Source organism: Reyranella sp. (assembly GCF_965228225.1).
GTDB lineage: Bacteria > Pseudomonadota > Alphaproteobacteria > Reyranellales > Reyranellaceae > Reyranella.
This window is the reverse complement of the sequence record NZ_OZ245801.1, coordinates 3,538,365-3,555,405: the sequence shown is the minus strand read 5'-3', so window position 1 is coordinate 3,555,405 and position 17,041 is coordinate 3,538,365. Positions and strand designations below refer to the sequence as shown.

Below are 17,041 nucleotides of genomic sequence, written 5' to 3'. Positions count from 1 at the left end.
CGCTCACTCCGGCTCGATGCCGGCCGCCTTGATTTCCGTGGTCCACCAGGCCGTCTCGCTCTTCACGTAGGCGGCGAACGCGTCGAGGGCGAGCGGGGCGATCTCCATGCGGCCCTGCGTCATCGCCTTGGCGGTGGCCGGGTCCTTCAGCGCCTCGGCGATCGCGTCTGCCAGGACCTTCTGGACATCCTTGGGCGTGGCGGCCGGCGCAAATACGGCCAGCCAGTAGACCAGCGAGTAGCCCGGCACGGCTTCGGCGATCGCCGGCAGGTTGGGCGTGACCGTGGTGCGCTTGGGTCCCGTGGTCGCGAGCCCGCGCACGCGGCCGGCCTCGATCTGGGTCAGCGCCTGCGGCAGGTCGGGGAACATCACCTGGACCTGGCCGGAGGCGACGTCGCCCAGCGCCTGCGGGCTGGCCTTGTAGGGCACCCGCTCCATCTTGACGCCGGCCAGCTTGTTGAACATCTCGCCCGACAGGCGCTGCGAGGCGCTGGCTTCGGCGTAGTTGAGCTTGCCGGGATTCTTCTTGGCGTACTCCACCAGCTCGGCGGTGCTCTTCACCGGCAGATCGTTGTTCACGACCAGCGCGTTGACGCCCATCACGCAGCGCATGATCGGCGCGAAGTCCTTCTCGATGTCGTAGCTCAGCTTCTTGAACAGGGCGCCGTTGGCGGCGTTCGTCGTGTTCGTGCCCATCATCAGCGTGTAGCCGTCGGCCGGGGCGGTCGCGACGGCGGAGGCGCCCAGCTGCCCGCTGGCGCCCGGCTTGTTCTCGATGACGACCGGCTGCTTCAGGATCTCCTGCAGCTTGGCGCCCAGCCCGCGCGCCGTCAGGTCGGTGGCGCTGCCGGCGGCGAAGGGCACGACGATCTTGATCGGCTTGTTGGGATAGGCCTGGGCGAAGGCGGCCTTGGACAGCGAACCCGCGGCCAGCGCGGCGGCGCCCGCCAGGGTCGTACGACGGTTGAGCTTCACGTTTCCTCCCGAGGCCTCGTTCGGCCGGGCACCGTTTTAGCGGCCCGGCGCGGCGAGGCAAAGGCGGGCGGCCTACATGAAGAGCTTTTCCGCCTTGCGGTCGGCGTACAGGCCGGCCACGAACTCGGCGTAGCCGTTGTAGAGCAGGGTCGGGATGCGCTGCTCGCTGCCCAGCGGCTTCTCGGTGGCCTGGCTCCAGCGGGGATGGGCGACCTCGGGATTCACGTTGGCCCAGAATCCGTACTCGCTCGATTGCAGCCCTTCCCAGAACGTCTTGGGCTTCTTGTCGGTGAACTCGACGCTGACGATCGATTTCACGTTCTTGAAGCCATACTTCCAGGGTGCCACGAGACGCAGCGGCGCACCGTTCTGCTTGGGCATCGGCTTGCCGTAGAGGCCGGTCGCGATGAAGGCGAGGTCGTTCATCGCCTCGTCCATCGCCAGCCCTTCGGTGTAGGGCCACGGGTAGAGCGGGTCGCGCTGTTCGCGCATCACCGACGGCTTGGACAGGGTCTTCATGACGATGAACTTGGCGCTGCCCAGCGGCTTGCAGACCTCGACCAGCGAGCGCACCGGGAAGCCGGTCCAGGGCACGATCATCGACCAGGTCTCGACGCAGCGGTGGCGATAGACGCGCTCCTCGAGCTGCACCTTCGCCAGCAGGTCGTCGATGCCGATTTCGAAGGGCTTCTCGACCATGCCGCCGACCTTGATGGTCCACGGACGCACCTCGAGCTTCTGGGCGTCGCGCCAGATGCTCTTGTCGGTGCCGAATTCGTAGAAGTTGTTGTAGGTCGTCGCCAGCCGCTCCGCCGTCATGGGGGTGGGGACACCGTATCTGTCGTTGCGCCGCGCCGGATAGAGACGGGCGGACGGATCGGCCGACTTGTCCTGCGCCATGAGCTGCCCGGGCAGGGCGAGCGACGCCGCCCCGAAGCCCATGGCGCGCACCATCGACCGCCGGTCGAGGTAGTGGCTTTCCGATGTCGCCTTCGACTCCGGAATCTCCCAGCCTTTCGTGCGCTTGATCAGCATCGCTTGAACTCCTCTTTACGCCGTCCGCCTAGATGAGCCCGGCGCGGGGCGGCCGCAAATCAACCCTGCTCACTCGGCCGTGACGCCGCCCTAGGGCTGCGCGTTGGTCACGTCGAGCAGGGTCGGCCACATGACATCCCGCCACGCACTGTTGCCCACGGCGGTGAAGGTGATCTGTCCTCCCTGAATGAGGAAGAAACGAGGCGTCTCGGCGCCCTGTTCGATCCCGACCTGGCTCATCAGGAAGGCGTCGAGCACCCAGCGCAGGTCGGTGGGCCAGCTCGCGGGCTTCAGGAGAAGCGCCGGTGTCTTCGTGAAGACCACCCGATAGTCGAGCTTCTGGAAGACCGGGGCCTGCTTGAACAGTGGCTCCCACTGGGCGCGCCAGATCTTGCAGGCCTCCGAAGTCTCGTCGCCGGCAAAGACCAGGATCGGCCTGGCGGTGCCCTGGGCGGCCGCGGCTCGCGCCAATATCGGCGCACCAGCCAGCGTCAGGCCGGCCGCCAGCACGCTACGTCTCTTGACCATCAGCCTACGTCTCCCCCTCGTGGAGCGGTCCCACGAGGACAATATGCTGTATCGCCGGCCGGCCGGGAACTACGCCTTGGTGGCGGTCACGTCCTGGATCATCGGCCACATCCTGTCCTTCCAGCCGCCGTTGCCGGTGACGGTGAGCAGGATCTTGCCATCCTGGAACAGGATGAAGCGCGGCGTCGCGTTGGGGCTCTTCTTGCCTTCGTCGCTGGCGAGGAAGGCAGCCCGGATGGGTCTCGCCGGCGCCGGCCAGCTCGCTTCCACCATCACGAGGTCGGCATTGGCCGGATGGACGACCTGATAGTCCATCTTCTTGAAAGCGGCCGACTTGAGGAAATCAGGCTCGGACTGGGCACGCCAGATCTTGCAGCCGCCTCAAAGTTCGTGGCCGACGAACACCAGCGTCGGGCGCCCAGACTGGGCATTCGCGACGCGGGTCAGTGACGATGCGGCGGCCGTCGCCAGGCCACCCATCATCAGAGACCTTCTGTTGAACATGAACATTGCTCCCGTGGAACCATTCCACGGAGCGAATATGAGAGGCCGGGCCGCGGGGGAGAAGCGCCGTCGGTCCGGCCTCACCGCCTTGTGACAGGAGCGGAGGCCCTGCTCAGGCGGCCTGGCGCCTTCGCGTCTCCTCGACGATGCGTTCGGCGGTGCGGCCGCCCAGCCCCTGCAGATGGTCGAACTCCGCCCGGAAGGTGCCGATGCCCTGGGTGACGGATCGGATCTCTACGATCATGTCGGCGATCTCCGCTTCGGGCACGAGCGCCGAGACCTCGTCCCACCCGGGCCAGTCCGGTCGGGCGTCGTAGCCGAGGAGCTGCCCGCGTCGGCCCGATATCAGCCGCTGCAGCCGCGGGGTCGACTCGGCCGGTCCGGCCACCGTGACCCGGAGAATGGGCTCGAGCAGGACCGGCCTGCACTTGGGCAAGGCCTCGCTCATGGCGATGCGCGCGGCCATCTTGAACGACATCTCGGAGCTGTCGACGGCATGGTACTGGCCGTCGAACAGCGTCGCCTCGAGATCGACGACCGGCTGCCCGAGCGGTCCGTCCTTCAGGGACTCGCGCAATCCTTCCTCTACCGCCGGGATGAAATTGCGCGGCACCACGCCGCCCACGATCCGGTCGACGAAGCGAAAGCCCGACCCGTGCGGCAATGGCTTGATCTCGACCTTGATGTCGGCGAACTGGCCATGGCCACCGGTCTGGCGCTTGTAGCGGGCATGCTGCTGCGTGCCGGCCTCGATGGTCTCGCGATAGGCGACCCGCGGCGTCGTCGTCTCGACGGCGACGTTGTAGCGGCCGGCGAGCTTGTCGACGGCGACCTTGAGATGCATCTCGCCCTGGCCGCGCAGCAGCAGTTCGTGCGTCTCGCCGCGCTGCTCGAAGGAGAGCGACGGATCTTCCTCGACGATCTTATGGAGAGCGCCCGAGAGTTTCACCTCGTCGTTGCGGTTGCGGGCCGAGAGGGCCAGGCCGAATACGGAAGCGTCCGCGGTCGGGAAATCCGTTGAGGCGGCGATGGCCGCGGGACCGAGGACCTGGCCCGACGACAGGGCCTCGACCTTGGCCAGGGCCACGATCTCGCCGGCGCGGGCCTCGGCGATCTTGTCGAGCCTCTGCCCGAACGGTCGCAGGATCGAGCCGATCCGCTGTCCGCCGACCGACTGGCCTTCGGCCAGCGTGCCGGCCCAGATGCGACAGAGCGAGAGCTTTCCGGCGTGGCTCTGGTGCAGGACCTTGAAACATTCCGCCACGGGAGCGCCGTCTGACGGCAGTGCCCGGCGCCGCGCCGTCTCCGCGACGAAGGGGGTGTCGTGGCGCAGCGCCTTCAGCAGGCGCCGCACGCCGTTCTCCCGGTCGCCGGCGCCGAGCAGCACCGGCACGATCTTGTCGGTGCAGAACTCGTCGTGCAGGTCGCGGTAGATGAGCGACTTCTCCGGCGCGATGTCCTCGATGAGCTGTTCCAGCAGTGCGTCGTCGAACTCCGAGAGCGTCTCGAGCATGTCTCGCCGCGCCTCGGCCTCGCGCGGCAACACCTCGGCCGGCATTTCGATCAGGTCGGACGCGCCGCTGCTGCGGTAGCGGTAGGCCCGCTCGCTCACGAGATCGACATAGCCCACCGTCTCCTCGCTGCCGTCGGCGGCGGCGCGGCGGATCGGCACCTGCCGCAGCACGAGCCTGCGCCGGGACACCGACTGCAGGGCCGACAGAAGGTCTCGGACGCGGACCTCGGCCGAATCGATCTTGTTGACGAAGATGACATGCGGAATGTGCCGGTCCTCGATGAACTTGAGGAGCGGCGTCAGCGCCATCACCCGTTCGACGGACGGCTCGCAGACCAGCACCGCGGCATCGCACACCGCGAGGCCCGCAAAGGCGTCGTGCTGGAATTCGATCGAGCCCGGCACATCGAGGAAGGTCCACTGGTCGCCGAGATAGTCGACGGAGGCCACGTTGATTTCCGTGCCCATGTTGCGCTTGCGCGCTTCGGCGGCCCCATCGCCGATCGATGTACCGGCGCGTGTCGAGCCGCGCCGGCCGATGGCGCCGGTCGCGTAGAGAATGCTTTCGAGCAGGCTGGTCTTGCCCGACAGGTACGGCCCGCACAGCGCCACCACGCGATGCGCGCCGCTGCCTGGTCTGCCGCCGGTGATGGTCTCCGTCTTGAATTCGGCCATGACAACGTCCTCCTTCTTCGCAGAAAGCGCAGAAGCTCCGGACGGAGGTCTCGGAATAGACGTTACGCTTCCGAACGATCAGCCGGAGCGAAGCCCACTTGTCATGAAAATCGTTTCATCCCCGCCCGGACGAGTCAAACACCGGGCGGGGATGAATTAGGTCAGCAGTCCTTACGAAAGCGCGGCGCAGGCCCGCTGGATGCGGCGGCCGGCTTCCTCGAGCAGCTCCGTCGCCGTGGCGTAGGAGATGCGGAAGGCGGGGCCCTGGCCGAAGGCCGAGCCCTGAACCACGGAAAGACCCTCGGCTTCGAGCAGGTAGTTCACGAAGTCGGTATCGTCCTTGATCACCTTGCCGTCGGGCGTCTTCTTGCCGATCAGGCCGGCGCAGGACGGGTAGACGTAGAAGGCGCCCTCGGGACGCGGGCACTTGATGCCGTTGCTCTGGTTCAGCATCGACACGATCAGGTCGCGGCGCTGCTTGAAGATCGCGACGTTCTTCGGAATGAAGTCGGTCGGACCGTTGAGCGCGGCCACGGCGGCGGCCTGGCTGATCGAGCTGGCGTTCGAGGTGCTCTGCGACTGCACGGTGATCATGGCGTTGATCAGGTCCTGCGGCCCGGCCGCGTAGCCGATGCGCCAGCCGGTCATGCTGTAGGCCTTCGACACGCCATTCATCGTCAACGTGCGGTCGTAGAGGCGCGGCTCGACCTCCGCCGGCGTCGAGAACACGAAGTCGTCGTAGACGAGCTTCTCGTACATGTCGTCGGTGAGGATGTAGACGTGCGGATGCTTCAGCAGGACGTCGCACAGGGCGCGGAGATCGGCCTTGGTGTAGGCGGCACCCGTCGGGTTGCTGGGCGAGTTCAGGATGATCCACTTGGTCTTGGGCGTGATGGCGCGGTCGAGATCTTCCGGCGTCAGCTTGAAGCCGTTCTCCTCCCTGCACTGCACGATCACGGGCGTGCCGTCGCCGAACATCACCATCTCCGGATACGAGACCCAGTACGGCGCCGGCACGATGACCTCGTCGCCCGGGTTCAGCGTCGCCAGCATGGCGTTGAAGATGATCTGCTTGCCGCCCGAGGTGACGACGGTCTGGCTCGGCTTGTAGTCGAGGCCATGGTCGCGCTTCATCTTGGCGACGATCGCCTGGCGCAGCGCCGGCGTACCGGGCACCGCGGTGTACTTTGTGTCGTTGTTGCGGATCGCCTGGATCGCCGCTTCCTTGATGTGGTCCGGCGTCGGCATGTCCGGCTCGCCGGCGGCCAGGCCGATCACGTCTTTGCCCGCCGCTTTCATCTCCAGGAACTTGCCCTGCGCGGCATTGGTCGGAGACGGCTTGATGCGGCTGAGACGATCGGCGATGAAAGCCATGACGAATATGCCTCCTTTAGGCATTTTTATGAGCGGCGCGAAGCTAGTCGCGACGCCGGGTTTCCGCAAGGAGACGACCCGTATTTATCGTCGGGCGGGCCGTACCCGCGCTAGGGCAATGAGGGGTAACGGTCGAGATGAAGTTCCTGTTCGTGCCGTTGCGGTTCCTCATCTCTCCGGTCTTCATCGCGGCGGTCGACGTGATGATCCTGTTCCCGATGGTGCTGTCGATCATCGACATCGTGCAGAGCGTGAACCGGCACAGCGATACCCATGAGCCCGTCACCATCGCCTCCACCATCGCCCTGATCATGATCGGCTGGGGGGTGGCGCTGGAGGAGCGGGCGGTCATCCGCAGGCGGTTCGGCGTGTCCGGCGGCCCCGACGAGGAGCGACAGGTTCGGATCGACGAGATGTGCCACGAGTACGGGGTCGCCCAACTCGTCCTCGGCCTGTTCGCCGAAATCGCGGTGGCGATGATCAGCCTGCCGGACCGCATCGTGAACACGGTCGGCTACGAACACGCGCTCCTGACGGTTTCGGTCATTCTCATCTCCATCGGTGCGGCCATCCAGCTACGACATGTCTTCGTGCTGATCGCCACGCTCTGGCGCCGCAAGACCGACCGGGAAGAGATCGTCTAGTCGATCAGGCGGACGGAGCAGTCCACGACCATCTTCGCGTCGCCGAAGCCAACACGGCGTCCGCTGACCGGCGCCGCGTCGCGGTAGTCGAGGCCCACGGCGACCCGCAGGCTGTCACCCCGCGGGCTGATGCCGTTGGCCGGATCGAAGCCGACCCATTCCAGTCCCGGAACCCAGGCTTCCGCCCAGGAATGGCTGGTGCGGCCGACATGAAGTTCGGGATCGTCGTTGCGGAGATAGCCGCTGACATAGCGTGCGGGCACGCCCAGTCGGCGGCAGCAGGCGATGAAGATGTGGGCCTCGTCCTGCGCCACACCCGCGCCTCGGGTCAGCGCCTCGACGGCGGTGGTGTCGACGGTCGAGACGCCGGTCTTGTAGGCCACGCGCGAAGAAATCCGCTCCATCAGCTCATGCAGGACGGCGACCCGCTGCGTGGGATCGGCGACGCGGTCCGCCAGCCCTTCGATCACCGGATCGAAACTCGCATCGTGTCGCGCGAGGCCCGTGTTGCGCAGCCAGAAGGGCGCCGGCAGGGTCGGCTCCTCGACATAGCGCAGCCACTGGTCGGTGCCGCTGTATTCGTACACCCCCTGCACGACGATCTCGACGCTGTCGTGCTGCTGGGCGACCGAGAAGGTCGTGACCTGGTTGCCGTGGCCGTCCTTCCATTCCGACTTCTTGCCGGGGCCGTCGATGTGCCACGACACGATACGTTGCGCCGCCGCGGGCTTGGGCGTGAGGCGCACGTCGTGGATCGAATGTCCGGACGGTTGGTCGAACTGAAAGCGGGTGGCGTGGTGGACGGAGAAGCGCATGGGTCAGCTCAATCCAGGAGGAACTGTCGGCCGATTTCGTCCGACAAGGTGCCGATGTCGCCGCGCAGCTCGCCCAGGAAGCGGGCAAGGCCGATCTCGAAGACCTTGTCGATCCGGGCGTAGCGCAACCTCGCATGCAGCTCGCCGGCCAGCCGGTCCGCCTCGCCGCGCGTGCCATAGGCATCCGCCAGCTCGCGCATGTTGAGGTCGACCATCCAGAGGCAGTGGTGCACCGAGCGCGGCACGTCGCGCCGCAGCATCATCAGCTCCGCCACCTTCATGGGGTTGAGCGAGCTGCGGTAGATGCGCCGGTAGGTGCGCACGGCACCGACGCAGGCCAGGAGTTCCGACCAGGCGAAGTAGTCGAGCCCCTCGGCACTGGGATTGCCGTCGGGCCGCAGCAGGTGGAACTTCACGTCGAGGATGCGGCCGGTATTGTCGGCGCGCTCGATGAAGGCACCGAGCTGCAGGAAGTTGTTGGCCTCGTCGCGCAGCAGCGTCACTTGCGCCGCGCCGAAGATCATCACCGCCTGCTTCTTCACCGACTCGATCAGCGCCCCGCGATCGAGCGCGGCCCGGTCGCCGCGCAGGCGGCCGCTGAGTTCCAGCCACAGCGCGTTCAGGCTCTCCCAGACGTCGACCGTGATGTTGTTGCGTTCCTCGCGGGCGTTGCGCCGCGCCGCGCCGATCGTATTGACGATGGAGGAGGGGTTGTTCTCGTCGATCACCAGGAAGTCGATCAGGCTGGCGAGACGTTCGCCCTGGGCCTGGCTCTGGCGGAATTCGTCCTCCATGCCGAAGATCGCAGCCACGCCGGCGGCTTCCTCGCCGCGCGACTGAAGGGCCATGCGCTGGGTCGCCTCGATCAGCCGCGCCGTCGACTTGGCGCGCTGCAGGTAACGACCCATCCAGTAGAGATTCTTGGCGGTACTGCTCAGCATCGTGGGGGCCTACCTGTCGTCCGCCTGGTCGGGCGCCAGGACCCAGGTGTCCTTGGTCCCGCCGCCCTGGCTCGAATTGACGACCAGGGAGCCTTCCTTGAGCGCGACGCGCGTCAGGCCGCCGGGCACGATCGTGATCTTCTTGCCCGAGAGCACGAAGGGGCGCAGGTCGACGTGCCGCGGCGCCACGCCCCGGCTCACGAAGGTGGGGCAGGTCGAGAGCGCCAGCGTCGGCTGGGCGATGTAGTTGTCGGGACGTGCCTTCAGGAGCGCCGCGAATTCCTCGATTTCGGCCTTGCTCGAGGTCGGACCGACCAGCATGCCCTTGCCTCCCGAGCCGTGCACTTCCTTCACCACGATCTCGGAGAGATGCTCGAGCACGTACTTGTAGTCGTCGGCGCGGTCGCAGCGCCAGGTCGGCACGTTCTGCAGGATCGGCTCCTCGCCGAGATAGAAGCGCACCATTTCGGGCACGTAGGTGTAGGTCGACTTGTCGTCGGCGACGCCGTTGCCCAGCGCGTTGACGATGTTCACGCGCCCGGCACGCAGGGCGCCGAGCAGGCCGGCCACCCCGAGGAAGGAATCCGGACGCATCGCCAGCGGGTCGAGATAGGCATCGTCGACCCGGCGGTAGATGACGTCGACCCGCTGCGGTCCACGCGGCGTGCGCATGTAGACCCGGCTTTCGTCGACGAACAGGTCGGAGCCCTTGACCAGCTCGATGCCCATTTCGTCGGCGAGGAAGGCGTGCTCGAAATAGGCGCTGTTGTAGTGACCGGGGGTGAGCAGCACAACGTTTGGCTCGTGCCCGTCGCTGAACGACACGGACCGCAGCGTCGCCAACAGTTCCTCGGAATAGTCGGCGACCGGCAGGACGCTCATCGCGGCGAACAGTTCGGGCGCCAGCCGCATCATCACTTCGCGATTCTCGAGGACGTAGGACACGCCGGACGGCGTGCGGACATTGTCCTCGAGGACGTAGAAGTCCTTCTCGCCGACACGAACGAGGTCGATGCCGGCAATATGGGCATGCACGCCGCCGGGAAGTTGCAGCCCCTGGGCCATGGCGACGAACTCGCCGTTCATCAGGATCTGCTCTTCGGGGATGATGCCGGCGCGGCATATTTCGCGCTGGCCATAGGCGTCGCTCAGGAAGGCGTTGAGGGCGCGCACGCGCTGCGTCAGGCCCTTGTGCAGGAACTGCCACTCGTCGTACGCGATGACCCGCGGGATGATGTCGAACGGGATCGTCGTCTCGGACCCTTCGGCCGCGCCGTAGGCGCCAAAGGTGATGCCGTGCCGCCGGTAGAAGAGGTCGACCTCTCTTCGTGTCGCCTCCAACCGTTCGGGTGAAGTCCGGGCCAGCCAGTCGGCGACGCCGCGATAGGGCACGCGGACCGAGCCGTCGGTGCCCGAATTCATCTCATCGAATACCTTGGCGGCCATCCGGCATTTCACCCCCTGTCAAAGCACCATATAAGCAATCGACGGGCCAACAAAGTGCCTGTGACGAGCGGAGGAGGCGCGGCATGAAGCAGGTGCTGATCGATCGGTACGGGACTCCGTGGGACGTGGCGCGCTGCGCCGAAGTCCCCGACGTGGGCGAGCCGGCGGCCGACGAGGTCGTCTTCGACGTGCTGGCCTTCCCGATCAATCCCGCCGACATGTGGTTCTGCAAGGGAAGCTACCGGCTGAAGCCGCCGCTGCCCGCCACGCCCGGCGCCGAATGCGTCGGTCGCGTCTCGGCGGTCGGATCGGCCGTGAAGCACGTCAAGGCGGGGGACCTCGTGATCAACCTGCAGCGCGAGAACTGGACGCAGAAGCGCCGGGTGAAGGGCGACGACGCGATCCCGCTGCCGGCCGGTATCGATCTGCGGCAGGCGGCGATGGTGCGAATCAACCCGCCGACGGCGCGGCTCATGCTGTCGGACTTCGTCGATCTGGCGGCCGGCGAGTGGGTGATCCAGAACGTGGCCAATTCGGCGGTCGGGCGGCTGCTGATCGTGCAGGCGCATCAGCGCGGGCTGCGCACGGTCAACGTCGTGCGCCGGGCAGAGCTCGCAGACGAGCTGAGGGCGCTGGGCGCCGACGTCGTGCTGCTCGATGGCGACGATCTCGCGGAGCGCGTCGGCGGAGCGACTGGCCATGCCGCGATCCGGCTGGGCATCGAGGCGATCGGCGGCGCGGCCACGGGGCGCATCGTCGACTGCGTCGCGACCGAGGGCACCGTCGTGCATTACGGCTCGATGAGCGGCGAGGATCCCAGGGTGGGGCGCAGCAATCTGATCTACCGCGGAATCAAGCTGACGGGGTTCATGCTGGGCCGTGGCCTCGCCCGGCGCGACGCGGCGAAGATCCGGGAAATCTATGCGGAACTGGCGGCGCAAGTGGTGGCCGGTACGCTTTACGCCCCTGTGGACAGCGTCTATCCGATCGAGAAGATCAAGGAAGCGCTGGCGCATGCCGACAGAGGCGGGCGCAACGGCAAGATCCTGGTGGCGCCCAACGGCGCGATTTGAAAGAGGGAGAAGCGAGATGAGTTCCGACGTCGCGGCGATCGAGAAGGTGCTTCAGGTCTATTTCGACGGCCTGTACGAGGGCGACACGAAGAAGCTGGGCGAGGCCTTCCATCCCGCTTCGCACCTGTACAGTGCAGGGCCCGACGGCAACGCCGCGGACATGCCGCGCGCCGACTGGTTCAAGATGGTCGAGAGCCGCAAGTCGGCCAGGGACAGCGGCAGCGAGCGGCGCGACCGCATCGTGTCGATCGACTTCTCCGGCCCGGCGACGGCCTTCGCCAAGGTCGAGTGCCAGATCCCGCCGCGCTACTTCACGGACTATCTGACGCTTCTAAAAGTAGAAGGCCGTTGGCAGGTCATTGCCAAGGCCTTCCACACCGTTACCAAGTAGACGAATGAGCGGGGCGCGAGGAGCCTAGCTCTTCGCGTCCGCCGCGACCTGGACCTTGATCATCTTGTCCGCCGGGGCGGACACGGCGCCCGAGCCCGGCGCGCCCTTCTTGATCTTGTCCACGAACTCCATGCCGGACGTGACCTTGCCCCAGACGGTGTATTGGCCGTCGAGGAAGTTCGAGTCCTTGAAGACGATGAAGAACTGGCTGCGGGCGCTGTTCGGATCGTTGGTACGGGCCATCGAGACCGAGCCGCGGCTGTGCGGCTCCTTCGAAAACTCGGCCTTGAGCGTCTCGCCCATGCCGCCGGTGCCGGTGCCCGTCGGGTCGCCGGTCTGGGCCATGAAGCCGTCGATCACGCGGTGGAAGACGACGCCGTCGTACTTGCCCTCGCGCGCCAGCTTCTTGATCTGGGCGACGTGGGTGGGGGCGAGGTCGGGGCGCATCTCGATGACGACGCGACCATCCTTGAGGTCGATGTAGAGGGTATTTTCCTTATCCATGGCGGAGGCTGCTCCTGCGAACATGAGAATGACGGCAAGGACGGGCGTCAGAAAGGCGAGCCGCATGACGATTTCCTTAGGCGATTCCGCGGTCCTGCCGCGGCCGGCGGGACCTTAATGACCGGTCTCCGAAAGACAAGCGGCAACTTCGGGGCGGGTGCCGCGCATGGCAGGGGCGGGCCGGCGCCGCCCGGACGGCTCTTTTTCCCGGCCAGCGCCGCGGCTGCGACTGGCCGCCACATACCGACCAGGGGTGAAAACCCGTTACCACCCACGGCTATATCTGGTACTAACCCGTTTGAAATGCGGGGGATTTTGCGGGTCGGAAAACCTGCCGGATCTTAACCGCCGAGGGGACGGATGCATGGTCGTTAAGCGTGTATTGGGCGTCGTTGGGATGTTGGCGGCAATGGCCGGATTCGGTATTGCCGCGCCGGCCCAGGCGCAAAAAGTTATCGGCGTGCCGCATGATTGGCAGCTGAACTTCCCGCCACCCTACACACCGATCATGGAACGGGTCGAATCGCTGCACGACCTGCTGCTGGTCATCATCACCCTGATCTGTGTCTTCGTGCTGTTGCTGCTGGTGTACGCCGTGTGGCGTTTCCACGCCGGTCGCAACCCGACGCCGACGACCGTGACGCACAACACGCTGCTCGAGATCGCCTGGACGATCATTCCGATCCTGGTCCTCGTGGTGATCGCCATTCCGTCCTTCCGCCTGCTCTATTACAGCGACAAGGCGACCGAGGCCGGGCTGACGATCAAGGTCACCGGTCACCAGTGGTACTGGTCGTACAATTACCCCGATCAGGGCGATTTCACGGTCGAGAGCCGCATGCTGAGCGAGGCCGATCGCGCCAAGTCCAAGCCGCAGGTGCCGCGCCTGCTCGCGGTCGACGAGGAGATGGTGATCCCGGTCAATACGGTGGTCCGCATCGTCGGCACCGCCGAGGGCGGCAGCATGCACGGCTGGACCGTTCCCGGCTTCGGCATCAAGAAGACGGTGATTCCGGGCCGCATCAACGAGGGCTGGATCAGCGTCAAGGAAGAGGGCCTGTATTTCGGTCAGTGCTCGCAGATCTGCGGTCAGAACCACAGCTTCATGCCGATCGGCGTCCGCGTGGTTTCGCAGGCCGATTTCGACAAATGGGTTGCCGACAAGAAGAAGGCCGCCGGGCTTGCGCCCGCGACCGACGTCGCGTCTGCCGCCCCCACTCCCGCCACCCGCTAAGCGCTCTCCGCAGGAGATCAAGAATGGCCACCGCGCACGGCGCCGCCCACGACCATAACGCCCACGGGCATGACGACCACACTCCCACCGGCATCAAGCGGTGGCTGTACAGCACCAACCACAAGGACATCGGCACGATGTACCTTGTGTTCTCGATCTTCGCGGCGCTGATCGGGGCGGGCTTCTCGGTCTACATGCGCCTCGAGCTGATGCAGCCGGGCGTCCAGTACTTCAACGGCGCGGACGGCACGCCGGACGGCCACTTCTGGAACACGATCGTGACGGCGCACGGCCTGATCATGGTGTTCTTCGTGGTCATGCCGGGCCTGATCGGCGGCTTCGGCAACTGGTTCGTGCCCCTCATGATCGGCGCGCCGGACATGGCGTTCCCGCGCATGAACAACATCAGCTTCTGGCTGCTGCCGCCGGCCTTCATCCTGCTGCTGATGTCGGCCCTGATCGGTGGTGGCGTGGGCACCGGCTGGACGATCTATCCGCCGCTCACGATCAACCAGGGCGCCGGCATGGATCTGGCGATCTTCTCGCTGCACATCGCGGGTGCCTCGTCGATCCTGGGTGCGATCAACTTCATCACGACCATCCTGAACATGCGCGCGCCGGGCATGACCCTGCATCGCATGCCGCTGTTCGCCTGGTCGGTGCTGGTCACGGCGTTCCTGCTGCTGCTGGCGCTGCCGGTCCTCGCCGGCGCCATCACGATGCTGCTGACCGACCGCAACTTCGGCACCTCGTTCTTCAAGCCGGAGGGCGGCGGTGACCCGACGCTGTTCCTGAACCTGTTCTGGTTCTTCGGTCACCCCGAAGTCTACATCATGATCCTGCCGGCCTTCGGCATCATCAGCCACATCATCTCGACCTTCGCCAAGAAGCCGATCTTCGGCTACCTCGGAATGGCCTACGCCATGGTCGCGATCGGCGTCGTCGGCTTCGTCGTGTGGGCGCATCACATGTACACCGTCGGCCTGGACGTCGACACGCGTGCCTACTTCGTGGCCGCGACCATGGTGATCGCCGTGCCGACGGGCGTGAAGATCTTCTCCTGGATCGCCACCATGTGGGGCGGATCGATCCGGCTGACGATCCCGATGCTGTGGGCGATCGGCTTCATCTTCCTGTTCACCGTCGGCGGCGTGACCGGCGTCGTCCTGGCCAATGCCGGCGTCGACTACTCGCTGCACAACACCTATTACGTGATCGCGCACTTCCACTACGTGCTGTCGCTCGGTGCGGTGTTCGGCATGTTCGCCGGCTTCTACTACTGGATCGGCAAGATGTCGGGCCGGCAGTATCCGGAATGGGCGGCGCAGATCCACTTCTGGGTCACCTTCGTTGCCGTCAACCTGACCTTCTTCCCGATGCACTTCTCGGGTCTGGCCGGCATGCCGCGCCACTACGTCGACTATCCCGACGCGATGTCGCACTGGAACTACCTGTCCTCGATCGGCGCGTTCATGTCGTTCGGCGCGACCCTGTTCTGGCTGGTCTTCGTGGTCTTCGGCACGCTGATGTTCGGCCGCAAGGTCGGTGCGAACTACTGGGGCGAGGGCGCCACGACGCTGGAGTGGACGGTGTCTTCGCCGCCGCCGTTCCACACGTTCGAGGATCTGCCGCACATCTCCCCCACGGCGAACCACTAGGAACGGAGCGGAGGCGCCCCAAGAAGGCGCCTTCGCCTTGAAAGGCCTATGAGCGACACCGCGCACACATTCACGGGAAGCATCGAGGGAGCCGCGACGCCTGCGCGCGTGCGCGACTACATCGATCTGCTGAAGCCGCGCGTGATGTCGCTGGTGGTCTTCACCGGCTGGATCGGCGTGGTGATCGCACCGGTCCACATCCACCCGTTCAAGGCGGCGCTGGCGGTTCTGGCGATTGCCCTGGGCTCGGGCGCGGCCGGTGCCATCAACATGTGGTACGAGCGCGACCTCGATGCCCTGATGGTGCGCACGCGCAACCGCCCGCTGCCGGCCGGTCGCGTCGCGCCGGACGATGCGCTGGGGCTCGGCGTGCTGCTGTCGATCTTCTCGGTGCTGCTGATGGCGGTATCGACGAACCTCGTGGCGGCGGCGCTGCTCACGGCGGCGATCCTGTTCTACGTCTTCATCTACACGATCTGGCTGAAGCGCCGGACGCCGCAGAACATCGTGATCGGCGGCGCGGCCGGCGCCTTCCCGCCGATGATCGGCTGGGCCGCGGCGACCGGCGACGTGTCCGCCGTCGGGATCGCGCTCTTCCTGCTGGTCTTTCTCTGGACCCCGCCGCATTTCTGGGCGCTCGCCCTCTATCGCAGCGAAGACTATCGCCGGGCCGGCGTGCCGATGCTGCCGGTGGTGGCCGGGCCGCGCGAGACCAAGCGCCAGATGGTGATCTACACGCTGCTGCTGCTGCCCGTCGCGCTTGCGCCGACGCTGCTGGGTGCCGTGGGCTGGGTCTACGGCTCGGTCGCCCTGGCGCTCAGCCTCGGTTTCATCGGCCACGCGGTTGCGGTCTGGCGGACGGCGGACGACGAAACCGCCTTCGGCGCCGCGCGCAAGATGTTCCGCTATTCGCTGATCTATCTCGCCGTCCTGTTCGCGGCCCTGCCGGTCGATCTGGTCGTGAGCCGGATCGCGGGATGAGCGCGGCCATGGCACAGGACCGTCGACCGGGCGATACCGACATGCACCGCCGCCAGCGCGGCAAAAACCTGTTCATCGCGGGTTTCCTCGTGTTGCTCGCTGTCCTGTTCTTCACCCTGACCATCGTGCGCATGGGAGGCTACGGATGACGGACGACACGCCCGACACCGCCGCCAAGAACAAGCGGCTGGCGCGACGACTGTTCCTCGTGACGGCCGGCATGGGCGGCTTCGCCTATGCCTCGGCGCCGCTCTACGACCTGTTCTGCCGTACCACCGGCTTCGGCGGCACGCCCGTCGTGGCGCAGTCCGGTGACCGCCCGATTCTCGACCGCACGGTCAAGGTGCGCTTCGATTCCAACGTCGACACGTCGCTGCCCTGGAAATTCCAGCCGCTGCAGCGCGAGGTCACGGTCCGGCTGGGCGAGGAATATCTCGCCCATTACCGCGTGACCAACCTCTCGCAGCGCCCGGCCGTCGGCACCTCGACCTACAATGTCACGCCTGAGACGGCGGGCGGCTGGTTCAACAAGCTCCAGTGCTTCTGCTTCACCGAGCAGTTGCTGCTGCCCGGGCAGTCGGTGGACATGCCCGTGATCTTCTTCGTCGATCCCGACATGGACAAGGATCGGCGCTACGACAACATCCGGACCATCACGCTCTCGTACACATTCTTCGAGGCGAAGACGGAACGGGCCAGGACATTGCTGGGCGGCTTGCCCGGCAACGATATCGGAAAGGGTGGATGAAC

19 protein-coding genes are annotated in these 17,041 nt (G+C 66.1%); 8 read left to right on the top strand and 11 right to left on the bottom strand.

All coding sequences use genetic code 11. The annotated features are described in order from the left end of the window. Window positions 1-3: 3 nt before the first annotated feature. The 7 genes from ACO07K_RS17220 to ACO07K_RS17190 all read right to left on the bottom strand — a co-directional run bounded on the left by ACO07K_RS17220 (window position 4) and on the right by ACO07K_RS17190 (window position 6,604). Window positions 4-975: a Bug family tripartite tricarboxylate transporter substrate binding protein gene (locus ACO07K_RS17220; protein ID WP_422029904.1), complete on the bottom strand. Its 972-nt coding sequence runs from the start codon at window positions 973-975 to the stop codon at window positions 4-6. 72 nt (window positions 976-1,047) lie between these two features. Next, the gene (gene msrP / locus ACO07K_RS17215) at window positions 1,048-2,010 is read right to left on the bottom strand and encodes a protein-methionine-sulfoxide reductase catalytic subunit MsrP (protein ID WP_422029902.1); all 963 of its coding nucleotides are present in this window, start codon (window positions 2,008-2,010) and stop codon (window positions 1,048-1,050) included. 90 nt (window positions 2,011-2,100) lie between these two features. Further along, on the bottom strand, window positions 2,101-2,538 hold the full coding sequence (locus ACO07K_RS17210) for a hypothetical protein (RefSeq protein WP_422029900.1): 438 nt from the start codon (window positions 2,536-2,538) through the stop codon (window positions 2,101-2,103). Between the two features lie 69 nt (window positions 2,539-2,607). After that, window positions 2,608-2,853, bottom strand: coding sequence for a hypothetical protein (locus tag ACO07K_RS17205; RefSeq protein ID WP_422029898.1), 246 nt, complete (start codon window positions 2,851-2,853; stop codon window positions 2,608-2,610). A 66-nt stretch (window positions 2,854-2,919) separates the two neighbouring features. Then, window positions 2,920-3,042: a hypothetical protein gene (locus ACO07K_RS17200; protein ID WP_422029896.1), complete on the bottom strand. Its 123-nt coding sequence runs from the start codon at window positions 3,040-3,042 to the stop codon at window positions 2,920-2,922. A 112-nt stretch (window positions 3,043-3,154) separates the two neighbouring features. Beyond that, entirely contained in the window at window positions 3,155-5,230 is a 2,076-nt protein-coding gene (locus ACO07K_RS17195; protein WP_422029894.1) for an elongation factor G, read from the bottom strand. 171 nt (window positions 5,231-5,401) lie between these two features. Further along, window positions 5,402-6,604, bottom strand: a complete 1,203-nt coding sequence (locus ACO07K_RS17190) for a pyridoxal phosphate-dependent aminotransferase (RefSeq protein ID WP_422029892.1) — start codon at window positions 6,602-6,604, stop codon at window positions 5,402-5,404. Window positions 6,605-6,741: 137 nt separating this feature from the next. Between ACO07K_RS17190 and ACO07K_RS17185 the strand changes: the two genes are divergently transcribed. Next, a complete protein-coding gene (locus ACO07K_RS17185) occupies window positions 6,742-7,248 on the top strand; it encodes a hypothetical protein (protein WP_422029890.1) in 507 nt (168 codons plus the stop codon). Here the strand turns inward: ACO07K_RS17185 and ACO07K_RS17180 are convergent. From ACO07K_RS17180 to ACO07K_RS17170, 3 genes are read right to left on the bottom strand one after another with little or no spacing between them, the layout of a single operon-like run. After that, on the bottom strand, window positions 7,245-8,063 hold the full coding sequence (locus ACO07K_RS17180; RefSeq protein WP_422029888.1) for a transglutaminase family protein: 819 nt from the start codon (window positions 8,061-8,063) through the stop codon (window positions 7,245-7,247). The genes ACO07K_RS17185 and ACO07K_RS17180 overlap by 4 nt on opposite strands. An 8-nt stretch (window positions 8,064-8,071) precedes the next feature. Continuing rightward, window positions 8,072-9,004: an alpha-E domain-containing protein gene (locus ACO07K_RS17175; RefSeq protein WP_422029886.1), complete on the bottom strand. Its 933-nt coding sequence runs from the start codon at window positions 9,002-9,004 to the stop codon at window positions 8,072-8,074. 9 nt (window positions 9,005-9,013) lie between these two features. Next, window positions 9,014-10,450 carry a circularly permuted type 2 ATP-grasp protein gene (locus ACO07K_RS17170; protein ID WP_422029884.1) on the bottom strand — a complete coding sequence of 479 codons (1,437 nt, stop codon included), beginning with the start codon at window positions 10,448-10,450 and terminating at the stop codon, window positions 9,014-9,016. Between the two features lie 83 nt (window positions 10,451-10,533). On the opposite strand from ACO07K_RS17170, the gene ACO07K_RS17165 reads away from it, so the two are divergent. Both ACO07K_RS17165 and ACO07K_RS17160 read left to right on the top strand, forming a co-directional pair. Next, the gene (locus ACO07K_RS17165) at window positions 10,534-11,523 is read left to right on the top strand and encodes a zinc-dependent alcohol dehydrogenase family protein (RefSeq protein WP_422029882.1); all 990 of its coding nucleotides are present in this window, start codon (window positions 10,534-10,536) and stop codon (window positions 11,521-11,523) included. Between the two features lie 16 nt (window positions 11,524-11,539). Beyond that, complete coding sequence (locus ACO07K_RS17160) at window positions 11,540-11,914, top strand: nuclear transport factor 2 family protein (protein ID WP_422029880.1); 375 nt, start codon at window positions 11,540-11,542, stop codon at window positions 11,912-11,914. A 24-nt stretch (window positions 11,915-11,938) separates the two neighbouring features. Here ACO07K_RS17160 and ACO07K_RS17155 read toward each other — a convergent pair whose 3' ends face one another. Further along, window positions 11,939-12,484: a peptidylprolyl isomerase gene (locus ACO07K_RS17155; RefSeq protein WP_422029878.1), complete on the bottom strand. Its 546-nt coding sequence runs from the start codon at window positions 12,482-12,484 to the stop codon at window positions 11,939-11,941. A 343-nt stretch (window positions 12,485-12,827) separates the two neighbouring features. Between ACO07K_RS17155 and coxB the strand changes: the two genes are divergently transcribed. The 5 genes from coxB to ACO07K_RS17130 are packed head-to-tail and all read left to right on the top strand — an operon-like array spanning window position 12,828 to window position 17,039. After that, window positions 12,828-13,652 (top strand): cytochrome c oxidase subunit II, encoded by an 825-nt coding sequence (coxB, locus tag ACO07K_RS17150; RefSeq protein WP_422029876.1) that lies wholly within the window; start codon window positions 12,828-12,830, stop codon window positions 13,650-13,652. Between the two features lie 23 nt (window positions 13,653-13,675). Then, a complete protein-coding gene (gene ctaD / locus ACO07K_RS17145) occupies window positions 13,676-15,310 on the top strand; it encodes a cytochrome c oxidase subunit I (RefSeq protein WP_422029874.1) in 1,635 nt (544 codons plus the stop codon). Window positions 15,311-15,358: 48 nt separating this feature from the next. Continuing rightward, on the top strand, window positions 15,359-16,291 hold the full coding sequence (cyoE, locus tag ACO07K_RS17140; protein ID WP_422029872.1) for a heme o synthase: 933 nt from the start codon (window positions 15,359-15,361) through the stop codon (window positions 16,289-16,291). 8 nt (window positions 16,292-16,299) lie between these two features. Then, on the top strand, window positions 16,300-16,440 hold the full coding sequence (locus ACO07K_RS17135) for a hypothetical protein (RefSeq protein ID WP_422029870.1): 141 nt from the start codon (window positions 16,300-16,302) through the stop codon (window positions 16,438-16,440). Then, entirely contained in the window at window positions 16,437-17,039 is a 603-nt protein-coding gene (locus ACO07K_RS17130) for a cytochrome c oxidase assembly protein (protein WP_422029868.1), read from the top strand. Before ACO07K_RS17135 ends, ACO07K_RS17130 begins: the two co-directional genes overlap by 4 nt. The last annotated feature ends 2 nt before the right edge of the window (window positions 17,040-17,041 follow it).